Below are 16,568 nucleotides of genomic sequence, written 5' to 3' on the forward strand. Positions count from 1 at the left end.
AAAAACCTTCCCATTTTTTATAAGTCATCGGAACTTAGGGTTATTACGCTGAATTACAAAAAAGATAAAGCAAAACATTGAAGACACTCAGCAAACCAAGCAGGGGAGAACAATCGTGCTGAGAGCTTCAATGGCTTCCTCATTATACATGAGCAAGCACACACTCAACAAAACACTCAACAAAAAGTTCCGTTAAATATTGCCTTCATTTGAAAGTTTTTTACGCCTCTAAATTATATGAATCAAAATTAATTGCATGCAGTCTAGGAGCATTTTCTTTCAACCAAGCACGATATGTTTTACTATCAGGACATAGCTCTTCACAAAGAGCCCAAAATCTTGGCCCATGATTCATTTCAACAAGATGAGCAACTTCATGGGCAACAACATACTCAACAACTTCTTTTGGTGCCATAATAAGGCGCCAAGAAAAAGAAAGACGCTTATCGATTGAACAAGAGCCCCAACGACTTCTCGTATCTTTATAACAAATGGATTTGACTTTACGCTCTACCTGATGAGCATAATGTGCCACCAAAGGCGTTATAATAAGCGCCGCTTGTTTTTTCAAAACGTCAGCAATGCGTCTTGGGAGATATTCTAATTGACCATAAACAATAATTTCAGGCCCTTGCTCCGCATCTGCTGTAATGATTTCTGTTACCCCACGTCCCTCTCTATGCTTTATGGTATGAGAAACACCCAATAAGGGAATTGTCGTCCCCTCTTTGAGATAAGCATTTTTATGAGAGATTTGTACATGAGAAAGACGTGCCTCAATCCAAGATCGATGCTTTTCAATAAAATTTTCAACCGCATAGAGATTTATTGCTGGTGGTGTTGTTACACAAATCTCCTGACTTCTGGCATCAATACGTAAGGTAAGACGGCGCGCATACTTATTTTCCCGCACCCGTACAGGTACAGAGCGCTCAGAAAAAATAAAATGCTGTTTAGAAATGCTCATATATTTTTATCTTCATCAATAAATGTACCCCTTACTTTGCATTAATCTGATTAATAAAAGATCTCAATACTGTTTCAAGGCAATCTAAATCTTGTGGACGAGAAAAGCGATGATCCGCATCACGAACAAGTGTCAATGTTACATCATGGAGAGGTAAATGATCAAGTAAAGTCAATGTATGCTGATAGGGGATATCTTCATCTTCCATCCCTTGTAGAATATGGACTGGACATCCAACATCAATGCATCCTTTCATAACACAATTTTCGCGCCCATCTTCAATCAATGTTTTTGTAAAGGGCATTGGCTCTGTATCATCAACTGCAGGTCGTTCAATATAGCCTTTCTCCTCCAAAATCTTCCATTCTTCTGGGCCTAATTTTGGTTCCACCAATGTTTGTGTAAAATCAGGTGCTGGAGCAATCAATATCATGCCAGCAAGCTTCTTATTTTTCTGTGCTAGCATCATTGCAAGCCTTAGCGCAATCCACCCCCCCATAGAGGAACCAATCAAAATTTGTGGACCCTCACAATAGGTTTCAAAAGTCGCTAAACTTTCCTTAACCCAACGCGAAATTGTTCCTTGAAAAAAATCACCTTCAGATTCTCCATGTCCAGAATAATCAAAACGTAAACAAGACAAATCATTCTTCTGAGCAAACTGATCAACTAACGTTGCCTTACTTCCTAACATATCGGATTGATAGCCAGGAAGCCAAACCAAACCTGGAGATTGGCGCCCCTTGCGATAGCGTACTGCAAGTGCGGTGTTCTCAAATGAAAAAAACTGACAAGGAATATTTTGATCCATGATTTTTTATCCTCTATAAAACAATTTCTTTAAATTAAGAGAAAAACTTTTATAATCTAAATCATTCCAAAAAGTAATAAATCAAATAATGAAAATAACACGAATTATAGTTGTTTTTAGGTACATAATTGTATATTAAATTAACTGTAGTTGAATCAAAATTTAAGGAGCATAAACCATTCGTAAACCGTTTAAAATGACACCTACCCAAAAAGACGGACCACGTTCAAATCAGGATATTCGGGTACCTCATGTTCAGCTTATCAATGATGAGGGACAACATCAGGGAGTTGTTGCGATACAAGAAGCTCTTGCTATGGCTGCAGATGCGGGACTTGATTTGGTTGAAATTGTACCAAATGCGGAGCCACCTGTATGTAAAATCATCGATTTGGGAAAATTAAAATATCAAACCCAAAAAAAAGCTGCTGAAACACGTAAGAAGCAAAAAGTCATCGAAATCAAAGAGATTAAGATGCGCCCAAATGTTGATGTCCATGATTATGGAGTTAAACTCAAGGCTGTTCATCGCTTTATTGATCATGGTGATAAAGTAAAGATTACTTTGCGTTTTCGTGGTCGTGAGATGGCTCACCAAGATCTTGGATTAAAGCTTCTTCAGCGTGTGAAAGAAGATACAAGTGAAATTGCCAAAATCGAATTGGAGCCAAAGCTTGAAGGCCGGCAAATGATGATGGTGATAGCACCTAAATAGTTTTGCATTGGAATAATATTCGCATGCAATTCATCAAATGAGCGTATAGCTATAATTTAGAAGCACCACATGGAATTTGTTGTGGTGCTTTTAAGGTTTTATAAATGTGTATAAATCCTTTTAATAGTGCTTTCTCGATTTATAAGGAGAATTCGTTATTTTATATATTAAATGAGAGAACCCAAACATCTTAAGATCTTCTCGTTTCAAGCTCTTTCTATATGAATCCAACAAAATAATTCTGTTTGCACATCACAAACAGAGATAATGCATACATAAAATTATTAAAAAAAGCAGAAATGCCTTTTGTGAACCATTTCAAGTGCCAAAGGCTATTACAATATGGAAATTAGTAAATAATAATGATGGGACTCGCCCGTACTTTTTATTTAACTAAAGATAGTGATAAACAACACCTTTTCGTTCTACCTTTCACAGAGATTTTGCACTGTATTTCTTTACGCTCGCCGTCGTGAAATTGATGGATGAACCTTGAAAGAAAAGGCTATTTTTGTACAAAAGATTAATGGATTTTTTTAATTAAGAGTGCTTCAATCTTGCATAAAACAACAAGAAAATATAGAAGCACTTTATGGACAAAAAACAAATTTCCTCTTTTGATAAACATCTTATTATCCGTCTTTTGCGAGAAAATTTTCATAAACATGCGCGTTGGTACAGTGCGGCTATTTTCTCAATGATCATCATTTCTGGTACAACTGCAACGAGTGCATGGATGATGCGTGATGTTGTTAATCAGATTATTGATGCGCAAAATTTTCCTATGATCGTTTTAATTTCTAGCATCATTGCTTTTATCTTTATTCTCAAAGGAGTTGCAACTTTTTCCCAAACTTATTTTCTAAACAAAGCCGGAAATAGTATCATTGCTGAACAACAACGCAAAATTTTTGCCCGACTTATGGAACAAGGAGTCTCTTTTTATCATAATAACACTTCATCTGATCTTCTTGTTCGCGTAACCCACAATGCTACAGCTGTACGTAATATCATTGATACTATTATCACAACTTTTGTACGTGATTTGCTTTCCGTTAGTGGTTTGTTGCTTGTCATGTTTATTCAAAACTTTATATTAGTTTCCATTACTTTAATCATAGGACCACTAGCTTTTTTAGGCGTTCGAATGGCTTTAAAACGCGTTCGCCGCCTTATGGAAAAAGAGCTCCTTTCACTTGGTGAAATTATAAAAATCGTACAGGAAACTGCTGTTGGCATTCGAGTCATTAAGGCTTTTTCACTAGAAGAAGTCATGAAAAAACGGATGGATAAAGCTATTTGTGATGTTGAAAAACAAACAAATAATATTGCAACACTCGAAGCTATTACAAATCCGATTATGGAAACACTCACAGGTGTTGCCATTGCTGGTATTATCTGTTTTTCCGGTTACCTTGCAACCCAACGCGCAGGTGTTCAAGGTGAATTTATGTCTTTTATTGTTGCTTTACTTTTAGCTTATGAGCCCGCAAAAAGACTAGCAAATGTACGTGTAAAAATTGAATCTGGCTTGGTCAATATCCGTACGATGTTTGAAATACTCGATTGTCCCCTTACAGTTGTAGAACATAAAGAAGCTAAAGATCTGAATAAAACGCAAGGAACTATTCGTTTCGAACATGTTTCTTTTGCATACACTAATAACAAAATGATATTGAAAGACATCAACCTAGAAATAGAAGCCGGAAAAATGACAGCATTGGTGGGACCATCCGGTTCGGGAAAATCAACCCTTATCAACCTTATTATGCGCCTCTATGACCCCACAAAAGGACGCATATTGATTAATGATCAAGACATTCGCTACACAACATTTCGCTCTCTGAGAAACCTGATGGCCTATGTAGGACAAGATACTTTTCTCTTTCAAGGAACTGTTAAATATAATATCGGGCTTGGAAAAGAAGGGGCTAGTGATGACGAAATTATCGAAGCAGCAAAAGCAGCAAATGCTCATAACTTTATTATGAGTTTGCCAAATGGTTATGATACACAGATAGGTGATAATGGCTGTAATCTTTCAGGGGGGCAAAAACAACGACTCGCTATCGCTAGAGCAATGATTCACGATAGTGAAATTCTGATTCTTGATGAAGCAACAAGTGCGCTCGATTCACACACCGAAGCACAAATTAATGAAGCCATTCACCACCTTACTAAAGGACGCACAACGATCATTATTGCTCATCGCCTTTCAACGATTGCTCGTGCTCATAAAATTGTGGTCATACAAAATGGACAACTGATTGAACAAGGTACTCAAAAAGAATTGCTAGCAAAAGAACATGGGTTTTATAAAAAACTTCATAATATCCAGTTCAAAAAACATACCCCCTAATTTCTAGATCCTTAAATAAGATTTGAAATAAAAAATGGATAGAAGGTAATGCTCCATTTATAAAAAAAGACTTGTTATCAAGAAAAAGCATTACTTCAATCAAGAATTGGTAAAGAATTTATGGTTTATTGAAAATAAAATTCTTGGATTTAGATGAAAACTTTACTCGTTGTTTTGTTGAATGCAAAAGATAAGATGTAATTTGCTTATTGCAAATTTTCTTTATATTTATGATGAATCAATCAAAAGCGCTTGTTGTACGTCATAAGAGATATTGGTATATGCATAAAAACTCTTAAGATAAGCAATAAAAATACCTCTACACTTTCAAGTGAAAAGATTGTCAGCAACATGAGAAGCTGGAAAATAGAATGATAATGCCGGCTTATAGCTTTAGTAAATACTTATACCTTTATTAATAACGGTAGTGTAGATTTTATACCATTCATAAGAGATACTTTATACCATTTCACAAGCAATCTTATGAAATAGACTCAAGCGCACACTGAGAAATGTTCCTTTAAAACAAGTACATAAACTTGCAACACAATAATGTTATATTTTGGAGTATTCTGTTTGGGGAGCTATTCGTTATAAGAAAAGTGATCTTATTCCAGACACAATAAACAAAATCTAAAATAATAGGTAATTTTTATTATTAAAAAATATTGCTTTAAATGCGTTTGACAATAAAATCGATATCTTATGAATTCTCTGCTTGCCTCACGTTTTTGACGGTCTTTAATGGAATCATGTCCTTCACGTAAAAACAGAATGCCATTGTGTTGCAAATTCACGTACTTGTTTTAAAGAGACCTCTCTCAAAGTCTTCCCTAAGCCCATTCGCAATAACATTCGTGAATTGTATAACGATAAATCCATTAACCCCCTCTATCTTTACGCTTATGGAGTAACAAGCCGACACCACTCACACTATTCTGCCAGTCCCTAATGTTGCGACAGCTCTTAGCTCTCGAGATGATTCATAAGAGGCATTTTTAGTTATTTCTTAATAGTTTTATCCACACAGGATTCTCCGCTTGTAGCATACAAGCCGAATGATTTTGATTGATTCAATACGAAAGAGATTCGTACGATATTCAAAGTTCTAATTCAAGTTGAATAACAATAAATTATCTTTATAAATCAATATATTGCACACACTACATTCTTTAGGCAACAGCACGATATGGGCTTGAAAACAAGGTAAGGTATTTCTCTAAAATAAATATATAGCAGCAAAATAACATACTATCTTTCGTGAAGATTTTGTCCCTTTAGAGAATAGCATAACAAAAATCAAATATTTCAGATATATCTCTTCACGCCTCAACAAAAAGCTTCTTCTTTTATAGGATTTCTAGTCTATGCCTCCTTCCTCAGATTTAGAAATGAGAGACAAAAAACAAAGAAATTGTTTTTTTAAAATTCAATCTTTAATAATCTCTTTCATAAAAGAGACCTATACTAGAATTTTGTTCATTTCCTATGGCACCTTTAGCTTTGAGATGACGCGAAATATCTAAATTAATTGTCCCTTTCGTCGTTCCATCAGACCCTGCTTCAAAGCCCAAATAAATATTATTGTGTATGTAGCGTCCAATACGTAAGCCTGTATTCCCTTTCTCATTAACGATAACATCAAGATCATCAAGTCCAATTTTAGTTCGTAAAGTATTCAACAAAGATGTATTAGAACTACCTGCAAGATCAGCCGCTGCTGCTGCAAGTTGAGCAATCTGAAATGGTGATAATTCATTAAGAGAGCGTTTAAAAATCAAACGCGCCAAAATCTCATCCTGAGGCAAATTTGGTTGTGATGAAAAATTAATATCAAGATTATCAACCGTCCCACTTACAGTTACAGTGACGCGAATATCACCACTGTTATTGTTGGTTACAAAATAAACCGTAGGATTAAGATTACCACTAAAACTCGCTTGTCCTTGATCAAAATTAAGACGTTGCGACAAGATATCAAAACGTCCACGAATCATTCTAAATTCACCAACTGGATGCACATCATTCAATGGACCTGCTAGATTAATGCGTCCTCCCAGTTCAGCATCTAAGCCTTTTCCGCGTACAAAAAATTGATTGCGTGCTGTAATACGCATGTTTGATAGCACGACAGATGAAGATTCTTGTGTAACTATACGGCTTTTGCTTTTGTTCGTGTTCTTAACATCAGCACGTTCAAGTGTTGTTTGAATCGATTTAGTTAAATTCTTATTTCTAACATCAAGAAACTTGGCACTTTTAAAATGATCAGGAACAAAAACTTCAGCTTTTTCAACGATGATATCACCACCAAGAACAAGACTATTTAAAAAATGACCTGTCATTGTCATCTCACCTGATAATGTTGCCAGAATCATAGAACCATCATTATAATTGGCATTATCAAGATGAAATATCAAATCTGTCTCTAGACCATTAGAGATACGACCTGAAGCAGAAATTCCTCCCCCCTCAAACGAAGAAGCTGAAGCTTTTTCTATAAGGATATGATCACCTTTCAATTTGCCTTCAATCGTTATATTATTTAATCCTACATTTGTTTGTGAATCAAAAAAGCTACCGTCGCCTATAGAAATATTTCCTATTAATTGTGGCTTTGATAATGACCCATTAAGAGCTGTATCAATTCTTGCTGTACCCGTTATATGTGCACCACGCTTAGCTAATAAGAGATTAACAAAATCAAGAGGCATTATCCCTTTAACGTTTAATTTTGCCTCTGAACCATTAAGAGATACAGGCCCATGGATGGAAAGATCTAATCCTTTATCTCCAGTAGCTATCATATTTTCAATATGAAATGTCGATTTTTTATAAGAACCACGAGCATTTATATTGATTGACATCGGTCCTTTATGCGTCATAGCGGTTAAATTTTGACTAGAAAGCTCAAAATGAGCAGATGGATCCTTCATTGTTCCACCAATATCAACTTTACCTATCACTGTCCCATCAAGCGCTTGTCCTGCAATAAAACCATTCGCCAAACGTGCAGATAAATTTTGCAAATTAATATGAAGATCAAGCGCATTTTTCTCTAGAGATACACGCCCCTGAGCTTGTGCTTGTACTCCTTCTCCTGTTAAATTTGCATTCAAAGTAAGATTTTGATCTACAGTATTTCCCGTAGCAGAAAGAGAAAAAGGCATAATTTTTTTATCTTGAAAAGCAACGGTTGTCAGTCCCTCACCTTTTATATCGTAAGTTATATCAGGTTTTTTTAAATGACCACGAATCATAACCTGCCCTGTTACACTCCCTGCTGCTCCAAGATCGGATTTCCACAGATTGACTAAAGCAGCAGGAAGCGCATTCATTGTAAGTTGTAAATTCAGGGTATCTTGAATATTTCCTGCTAAAATGATGTTGCCTCCATTTATTGCAATTCCTAATTCATTGATTGTCATTCCATCTTTATCAAAAGAAATTATAGATGGCTTCGGCAATGTTGCATGAAAAGTATGTTGTTTTAAGTCCACAGCTTCAATTTGCACTTCTCGTTTTATACTTTCTGGAAGTTCCTCAACCATTAAACGACCAGAAAGCCTTGTATTGAGAGTATCATGCAACATCGCCTGGACAGTAAAAACCGTTTGTCCATTATTCCTATCAGCGTGAGCATTTAAACGATTGACCATTACCAAAGGTGTTTGAATATGTTCTGCATTGATAACTCCTTCAAACTGAGTCATGCCAAAAGGATCGAATATGTCAGCATCTATTGCCAATTTTTTTATTTTATTCTTGGAAAAATTCAAATGGTTAACATGCGCCTTCACATTGGTTTTTTGTCTGCCATTTTGTTCATCAAAAATAAAATCTCCTTTTACTTTTCCACTACCATCCTGCAAAAATAACGCTGAAAGTACGGAAATATCATCGGCATCAATATGCAGCGCTCCTTTCAAAAAACCGCCAAGTTGTTGAGAAAGATCACCCGTTATTTTTGCACTTCCCCCTCTAATATCGATATTTTCAAGTTTTCGAATTTTATGAGAATCTTCAAAAGAGGCCGATAAATGCAAAGGTTTCTTAGCAAAAATTCCTTCACCTTTTACCACCCCTGTTAAAGAAGTAACTGGTGCTGTATTATCTACAAATGCATCTATGTTAAATGTTGTGTTTTGAAGTTTCTTCCCTACAATTAATGCTTCAGAAATATGGGCACGTGTATTTAGTTTTATATGGCTATTGCGCCCTCTCGCCGTACTTTGAATTGTAAGTGCACCGCTTATCTTTGAGTCTAATTTGGACAAATCAGATATTTGAGCAGATAGATCCATTTTAGCGCTTTCATCTGAAAAATAACCATTAGCCTCTATATTTGTATATTGATTTTTCAAATTAAAATGACGTAAAGTGAAGCCCTTTGTATTTCGAGCAGTGCCACCTGAAAGAGTAGTATTTCCTTTGAATAAACGATCAAAAGACTGCACGCCTATTTTCATATCGTCAGCCATTCCTGATAATTGGAGATCAAAAATGCCACTCAATAAACTGATCGTTCCTTTGGCTTTAATATCTGCATTACCAGAAAGTGATTGTTTACTGAACACTTCCAAAGGAGTTAATGTTTGAGCTTTTAAACCGAGATCGCCTTTAAAAACAAAATTCTCCATTGTCCCTTTTAACCAAGAAGAAAAACCCTGAGCCGTAACACTCAGATCATGAATCAAAATTGGTTTGTTCGAAACAATATCCGTATCTAAATGCACATGAACCGCTTGGCTTAAATTTTCTACTAACGCTCCCTTAATCTTTTTAACCCCTTGAAGCGTCCCTTTAACCTGAACACCAACATGACGAGAAGCTGCATTATCAAGATTTTCGCTTACTCCTCCCATATCAAAAATTGCATCGCGAATATAAATATTTTTATTGCTTAAATGATTTACAACCAACCGCCCATTCCAAGATTGTTGACCTTCGCGACCATAGTCAATGTTCAAAGCAAGAGTATTCGCAGGTTTTGGCACTTCTGATATAGGTAAATGAATAGACTTCTTTTCGTTATCAAGAGCCATTTTGCCATCAACAAAAAGCCGTCGCAAGAATCCATCAGCGGTTATTTCAGCATTGGCTATAACATTCATTGCTTTGTTCTGAATAACCATCTGATCAAGGTGTGTCACACCTTCTTTTGTTCTTCTTGCCTTTGCTTTTAATGTTATATCAGATTCGAAGAGACTACGATATTGAACAGGTATTAAAGGGCTCAGTGTTCCCTCTAATTTCGTAGAAAAACTCTGTCCTTCTGGAACACTTGCAAGAATAACATTACCATCTAAAATAGAATGATGATCGGACTCTAAAGAAAGTTTGATAACCAAATCATCAAAAGTACCATCACCTTTCACGACGAGACTTAATGCTGGACGTTGTTCAATGTTAAAAATATTCGCCAAAATACCATTTTGTGGTTCGTTAGCAGAAATATCAATTTGAGCTGTACGATTACTATCAGATATCTTGGTGAGAACAGAAAAAGAACCCGGTGCATCTAAACGATGCGCCGCTATATCGACATCAAAATTACCACCAGCCAAGGTGAAATTGCCTTTTAAGGACATATCAGCAGAAAAACCAAAAAGATTCTGTTCAAATGTCACATGTTGAGCTGTAAGCGTATTGATAGAAAGAGCAAGCGGTAATTTTGGTAAAGAGAATTTACCAGTCTCAAGGGAAGAAACAAAAGAAGAATTGCCTTGCGGTTTGCGTAAAAATGTAACCTGTTCTGCCGAAAGCTGGTTAATATCCATCCGCCCTCTCAGCAACGCTAGACGATTCCAATCCATTTTAGCATTGGTAATTTTAAGCCAAACCCCTTTTTTATCACTGACAGTAATAGTATCAATTGATGTTTGAGAAGACAGTGTCCCTTGCATATTGTGTAAACGAACTTGACGATTAGGCGCTGAAAGCTTTCGTTCAATTAAAGAAACAAACCATGAGCGATCATCTGTTTTCATTTCGCTAGAGGGAAGAATGTCTCCTCTTTGCGCAAAAACAAAACTACCCACCCCAAAAAACAAAAATACAAAGAAGAAAGCTGATAAACGTACACCTTTTTTCATTAAAATGCTTGCCCTATACCCACATAAAAACCAATGCGAGGGTCACCCTTCTCTCTCTTTAAAGGAAAGGCTAAATCAACGCGTAAAGGACCAAGACCCGTCATATAACGACCTCCTATACCGGCTCCCCATTTAATTTTTTGAGAAAAATCAAAATTCGCCTTTTTCCCTACTAAACCTCCATCAAGAAAACTGACAAACCCTATTTTATCATTTAAAGAAACACGCAATTCTGCTGACCCCTCAATAAGCGCCCGTCCACCAACAACCCCATCATTTTCTGTTTTGATACCAATATTACGGTAAGCATAACCACGAACAGAGCCCCCACCACCAGCAAAAAAAAGCGTATTTGCGGGTACTTGTGCTGTATCATTCCCAAGAATTGTACCAAGCTTTGCCCGCGCAGCAACAACAAAACGATCCCCTTCATCCAACGCCCAATAAGAACGACCTTCTGCTGTTACTTTTGCAACAAAGTTGCTAAAACGCATCTCATAAAAAGGCTCAATGAAAACTTCACCATATAAACCTTTTGTTGCATTAAACTTATTATTACGACTATCGTAAATCAAGCCGCTAGGGAAACCGATTGTTGTAAAATTACGGCTCCCAAAATAGATATCACGTGAATAACCATTTGAAACTTCTACAGCAGCCTGTCCCGATAGATTACCATTAAAAATATGCGTAATACCTAATTTTCCTTTGATGGCTTTTGTCGTATAATTTTCTAAAACATCTTGTTGTATTTTTAATTCTGATCTGAAATCTGTATCTGGCGTGAGTACACCGGGCTTTACAAATGTACCACCGAAAAGATAATCAAAATTTTTAAAATTATATGATTGCTTTTTATTGCTACCAACACCACTTATTTTTGTTTCAATTTTAAGAGTCTCTGCATGACCCAAAAGATTATTATGCATCCAATAAGTCTCAAAACCAGCACCGTCTAAAGTTGAATAGCTACCGCCTACACCAAAACGACGCGGTTTACGTTCTTGTACAACAAGTGCAAGCGGTAAACTACCATCTAGATTAATAGTATCAGCCTCACGTATATTGATAGCACGAAAAACACCAAGGCGCGCAAGACGTTCATTTGCCTTAGCTAACGCATCAGAATCGTATATCTGCCCTGGTTTCAATCCGGTCATCCACGCGATATAAGCTGAATCTACACGTGGTTTCTTACTTATATTACGCACACTTAAAGGACCATAATAAGCCTTTTGTCCAGGACCAACAACAATCCGTCCTTCAACACGCAATGTAGCATGATCAGCCACGACTTCACTCTTCATAATTTTAGCTTTAGCATAACCTTGTTGCCGCCATCCTTCTATCGCCCATTTTTCTGCTTTCAAAATGGTTTCAGATTTAGCAATAGCCCCAAATTTATAGCCCAATTCTTCAATTGTGGGCATTTTATGCGCTTTACGTTTTTCAAACGGAGCTACTTTATCAATATTGGCAATACTAAAAACATATTGTGGACCAGCATTAATTGTAATAACGATATTCGATTGTGCTGGAAGTTGAGTTACCGGACTTAAATCAGCGACTTCTAAGCCATTAATTTTAATACTAATAACACCACCATAGCGTCCATCAGCATAAAGAGCAGAAAGAATTGCTCGATAATCTGAACGCGCCTTGGCGAGCAAACCAGAAGAACTGGCGGATGCTTTCTCTTTATCAGCAACAAGAGAAGAAACAGATTTAACTATTTTTATACCTTCTAATGGTGCACCTGGCGGTGCAACAACATCAACTTTATAAAATTTCTCTGTACTTTTGGTATAATGTGAAGAAGAATTTGTTTTCTTTTGACCAAAAAAAGGGATGCCGAAAAAATCAAATGCAGCAAGTGGCTGTGGAAAAGAAAAAGTAAAACACAAGCCTATAAATACACAGCGCACAGTCCCTGATTTTAACAAAATTCTTGTCTGGTATACCATAAAATCAGATACCTTATAATACACTTTGCATCTACTACGCTTTAAATAATATAAAAATAAGAAAGGTAAATATAATTACTTTGCACATTTTACACGTTTTATCACATCAAATAACACTCTGCGATACATAACGTTATCCTCCCCTTATATTTTCATCAAATTTTGCACTGTTGTATAACACGAACAGCCTCATTCTTTTTTTCTTAACATATTTATTTAGCTTATTATAAATGTTTTATTGCGTCCCATATCATCATGGTTAAATTTGTACAAATGACTTTCCATGGGAATGCTAAAAAACTGCCCACGTATATAGTTCTCTCTATAAAAAAAGCTATAGAGATGCTTCTTGATTTTTATAAATAGATATGATTGTCTCTACCAAGTCTAAAGGGGGAAAATAAATAAATGATCGCACGTATTACAACTGTTGCTTTTCGCGGTCTAGAAGCAGTCCCTGTCGATGTACAGGTTATGATTTCGTCTGGTAAAATAGGAATGGCTATTGTTGGATTAGCTGATAAAGCAGTTGCAGAAAGCCGTGAACGTGTACAAGCAGCCCTCCACGCTTGTGGACTTTCTATGCCTACTAAACGAATTACGATTAATCTTGCACCAGCTGATTTGCCTAAAGAGGGATCGCATTATGATTTGCCAATCGCCGTAGGCTTAATGCTTGCTATGGGAATCCTCCCTCCCGAAGTAGCTCAAGACTATGTCATTTTAGGAGAATTATCACTGGATGGTTCACTTACCGCCGTTAATGGTGTTTTACCAGCTGCCATGACAGCTTTATCACTCGATAAAGGACTGATTTGTCCCTTCCAATGTGGACCTGAAGCAGCATGGGCAAATGCAGAAATAAATATTCTTGCCCCAGAGACTCTGCTCACTATAGTCAACCATTTCAAAGGAACCCAAATTCAAAAACGTCCACAACCGCGCCAATATACTATCGAAACTGAACTTCCAGATCTTTGCGAAATCAAAGGACAAAAAACAGCCAAACGTGCCTTAGAAGTTTGTGCTGCTGGACGCCATAACCTTTTGTTTGTAGGTCCCCCTGGTGCTGGAAAATCTATGCTAGCGCAACGCTTACCTTCCATTTTGCCACCTCTTGATAGCCGTGAGCTTTTAGATGTCTCTCTGATTGCTTCTATTACAGGAGAAACGGTTCATAATACCATTTCACTTCATTGCCCCTTTCGTTCCCCACATCATTCTGCTTCCATGGCCGCAATGATTGGTGGAGGGCTTAAAGGACGACCGGGAGAGGTCTCCCTTGCTCATAATGGTGTGTTATTCCTTGATGAATTGCCTGAATTTTCTCCACGGGTTCTTGATTCTCTTCGTCAACCTTTAGAAAGTGGGGAGTCAGTTATCGCCCGTGCTAATCACCATATTAGCTATCCTGCTCGCTTCCAACTTATTGCCGCAATGAATCCTTGCCGTTGTGGTATGGCAGGCGAAAAAGACCATGTTTGCCCTAAAGGGATACGCTGTCAAATCGATTATCAGTCCCGTATTTCTGGTCCTCTGCTTGACCGAATTGATTTACGGATTGATGTCCCTGCTTTGACGGCTATGGACCTTATGCAACCAGAACAATCAGAAAAAAGCTGCGACGTTGCCAAACGCGTCGCACGGTGCCGTACCATTCAAGCTAAACGTTTTTCAACAATGGGGTTTGATCATATTCGTACCAATGGCGATTGCCCTGCCAAAATTATAGAACAGATTGCCATTCCTGATAAAAGTGCGACCATACTCTTACGAGATGTGAGTGAAAAAATGCACCTCTCCGCACGCGCTTATCATCGCATTCTCAAAGTTGCACGCACAATTGCTGATCTTGACGGATCAGATACTCTTTCACGCTATCATCTCGCAGAAGCTATTTCCTATCGACTAGGCGCAGAAAGATTAACAGCCCTTAATTAAAAAACTACTCATCAAAAAAAACTTATTGGAAAATAACGCAAATAAAGTTCTGTAAGTTTACCATCCTCTTCTAGAGATTTCAGCGCATAATTGAGTATATCAACCAATTTTTCATTCTTTTTTGCAACAGCAAGCTGCATTCCTTGCCCCAATAACTGTGGCGCCATATATGCCCCCCCAACAAAATGGCAGCAATCAACAGATTTTTGTTTTTTGAACCATAATGATAAAGCAAATCCATCATCAAAAATAAGGTCAATTTTACGCTCTTGTAATGCTTTATAGAGCTCTTCTCTCTTTTTAAACCCTTGCCATTTGGCTTTAGGAAAATAATGTTGAAAGAGTTTTTCGTGAACACTTTTAGACAAAACACCACTGGTTAAATGTATCAATTGATCGCTTATTGGCTCATCGAGATTTAAACGTCGAGAAGCAACAAATCGCGCTGGAAAGCGCAAATATGACTTTGTAAAAACAAGATCTTGCTGGGTTTTACTTGTTTCTTTTAAACCCGCAATAATGACTTCTGCACCACCATTTTTAACATGTTCTACAAGCTCTTTCCAAGGAATCACTTCTATTTCACAAAGCTTATCTAATTTTAATTTTGAGCAAATAGCGCGCAATAAATCGATATTATAACCTGCAAGATACCCCGATTGATCAATAAAATTAAAAGGAGGAAAATCAAAAGTTGTTACAAAACGCAAACGAAAGATATCTGTTGTATCAGGTTGTACCAAATGTTCATGCGAATCAAAAAAAGAAGGCAGCCTTTCAGCTTCTGCGTAAGAGGAAAATAGAACCCCCCCTGCTACAAATAAAATACGAATAAAAATATTGTATGGATTATTGAATAAAAAGTACTGTAAACGCAATTGAAGATGTTTCACATATATAGATTTTTTTATTTTCAAAATCTCTCCCCCATTTTTCAAAACTAAGATGCAACACTTCTTAACTATTATCTAACGCACTTCACCAAAATATCTGGCGTTTAATAAATAAAATTCTTGCTATTTTTGAAACCATTGAAAATGCTTAGATTTCTGATGTTAATTTTCCAAAATGAATATATAAAAAGTAATTTTAGAGAAAAGCGATTTAATTTTTTAATATAAGAAATAAGCTGTATATACTTTATTGCGTATCTTAAAATATTAAGACCATTTCCTTGCGTATCACAACCTAGGAAGTATATAGATACTATTGAAGAAAAGAGTAAAAATACCCCTCAAATGCCGAGGGTTTTCTCAACATTAAGGTTGCATCAACATTTAAGAGCTGAAAAATAAAATGATGATTCTGATTTGCACTTTATTGTCACAATGGGAAAGATGGGGGACATAAATCTTGTAGTATTCACAGGGTATTTTGCGTTATACTATTCAAACATCGTTGTAAAATGAGTTTGGGAACATTGAGAGATGCTCCTTAAAAAAGCGCGTGAATAAACAGTACAATGGCGTTTTGTTTTGAATGAGCGATGCAACCTCACGAGAATGCAAGAAACAAAAGCGTAAGATAATTCGTCATTACCCTCATTATTCAAAAACATCACCGTAGACGTTTTTTTAAATTGTAAAGTTGAATATAAAAGATGATCGTGGAAACGTGTTTTTACATTTACGCATTTATATTTTCCTCAAATGAAGCTTTTTTCACATTTTAAAGATGACACAAACCAATATACACAATATTTTCGCCTCAATCTAA

9 protein-coding genes are annotated in these 16,568 nt (G+C 36.6%); 3 read left to right on the forward strand and 6 right to left on the reverse strand.

Annotated features, from left to right (window positions below; translation table 11 throughout):
- Positions 1 to 220 precede the first annotated feature (220 nt).
- Together ACFINX_RS00540 and ACFINX_RS00545 are read right to left on the reverse strand one after the other, a co-directional pair.
- Positions 221 to 967, reverse strand: a complete 747-nt coding sequence (locus ACFINX_RS00540) for a M48 family metallopeptidase (protein ID WP_375668157.1) — start codon at positions 965 to 967, stop codon at positions 221 to 223.
- Positions 968 to 998: 31 nt separating this feature from the next.
- Complete coding sequence (locus ACFINX_RS00545) at positions 999 to 1,778, reverse strand: alpha/beta hydrolase (RefSeq protein WP_375612802.1); 780 nt, start codon at positions 1,776 to 1,778, stop codon at positions 999 to 1,001.
- Positions 1,779 to 1,974: 196 nt separating this feature from the next.
- On the opposite strand from ACFINX_RS00545, the gene infC reads away from it, so the two are divergent.
- Positions 1,975 to 2,493 carry a translation initiation factor IF-3 gene (gene infC, locus ACFINX_RS00550; RefSeq protein WP_026500140.1) on the forward strand — a complete coding sequence of 173 codons (519 nt, stop codon included), beginning with the start codon at positions 1,975 to 1,977 and terminating at the stop codon, positions 2,491 to 2,493.
- 592 nt (positions 2,494 to 3,085) lie between these two features.
- Positions 3,086 to 4,852 carry an ABC transporter ATP-binding protein gene (locus tag ACFINX_RS00555; protein ID WP_375668158.1) on the forward strand — a complete coding sequence of 589 codons (1,767 nt, stop codon included), beginning with the start codon at positions 3,086 to 3,088 and terminating at the stop codon, positions 4,850 to 4,852.
- Positions 4,853 to 5,611: 759 nt separating this feature from the next.
- Here ACFINX_RS00555 and ACFINX_RS00560 read toward each other — a convergent pair.
- From ACFINX_RS00560 to ACFINX_RS00570, 3 genes are all read right to left on the reverse strand, one after another.
- A complete protein-coding gene (locus ACFINX_RS00560; protein WP_375611376.1) occupies positions 5,612 to 5,734 on the reverse strand; it encodes a hypothetical protein in 123 nt (40 codons plus the stop codon).
- Between the two features lie 554 nt (positions 5,735 to 6,288).
- Entirely contained in the window at positions 6,289 to 10,947 is a 4,659-nt protein-coding gene (locus ACFINX_RS00565; RefSeq protein ID WP_375668159.1) for a translocation/assembly module TamB domain-containing protein, read from the reverse strand.
- Positions 10,947 to 12,911: an autotransporter assembly complex family protein gene (locus ACFINX_RS00570; RefSeq protein WP_375628501.1), complete on the reverse strand. Its 1,965-nt coding sequence runs from the start codon at positions 12,909 to 12,911 to the stop codon at positions 10,947 to 10,949. The genes ACFINX_RS00565 and ACFINX_RS00570 overlap by 1 nt, the downstream gene beginning before the upstream one ends.
- A 408-nt stretch (positions 12,912 to 13,319) precedes the next feature.
- On the opposite strand from ACFINX_RS00570, the gene ACFINX_RS00575 reads away from it, so the two are divergent.
- Positions 13,320 to 14,852: a YifB family Mg chelatase-like AAA ATPase gene (locus ACFINX_RS00575; protein ID WP_375612798.1), complete on the forward strand. Its 1,533-nt coding sequence runs from the start codon at positions 13,320 to 13,322 to the stop codon at positions 14,850 to 14,852.
- 11 nt (positions 14,853 to 14,863) lie between these two features.
- On the opposite strand, the gene ACFINX_RS00580 is transcribed toward ACFINX_RS00575, so the two are convergent.
- Positions 14,864 to 15,769 (reverse strand): transporter substrate-binding domain-containing protein, encoded by a 906-nt coding sequence (locus tag ACFINX_RS00580; RefSeq protein WP_375668160.1) that lies wholly within the window; start codon positions 15,767 to 15,769, stop codon positions 14,864 to 14,866.
- Positions 15,770 to 16,568 lie beyond the last annotated feature (799 nt).

This window comes from Bartonella sp. AP36NXGY, assembly GCF_042195865.1.
Classification (GTDB): domain Bacteria; phylum Pseudomonadota; class Alphaproteobacteria; order Rhizobiales; family Rhizobiaceae; genus Bartonella.

Coding starts and splice junctions, on each gene's coding strand:
- ACFINX_RS00540 (WP_375668157.1), bottom strand. CDS start 967: ATGAGCATTTCTAAACAGCATTTTATTTTTTCTGAGCGCTCTGTACCT.
- ACFINX_RS00545 (WP_375612802.1), bottom strand. CDS start 1,778: ATGGATCAAAATATTCCTTGTCAGTTTTTTTCATTTGAGAACACCGCA.
- infC (WP_026500140.1), top strand. CDS start 1,975: ATGACACCTACCCAAAAAGACGGACCACGTTCAAATCAGGATATTCGG.
- ACFINX_RS00555 (WP_375668158.1), top strand. CDS start 3,086: ATGGACAAAAAACAAATTTCCTCTTTTGATAAACATCTTATTATCCGT.
- ACFINX_RS00560 (WP_375611376.1), bottom strand. CDS start 5,734: ATGGATTTATCGTTATACAATTCACGAATGTTATTGCGAATGGGCTTA.
- ACFINX_RS00565 (WP_375668159.1), bottom strand. CDS start 10,947: ATGAAAAAAGGTGTACGTTTATCAGCTTTCTTCTTTGTATTTTTGTTT.
- ACFINX_RS00570 (WP_375628501.1), bottom strand. CDS start 12,911: ATGGTATACCAGACAAGAATTTTGTTAAAATCAGGGACTGTGCGCTGT.
- ACFINX_RS00575 (WP_375612798.1), top strand. CDS start 13,320: ATGATCGCACGTATTACAACTGTTGCTTTTCGCGGTCTAGAAGCAGTC.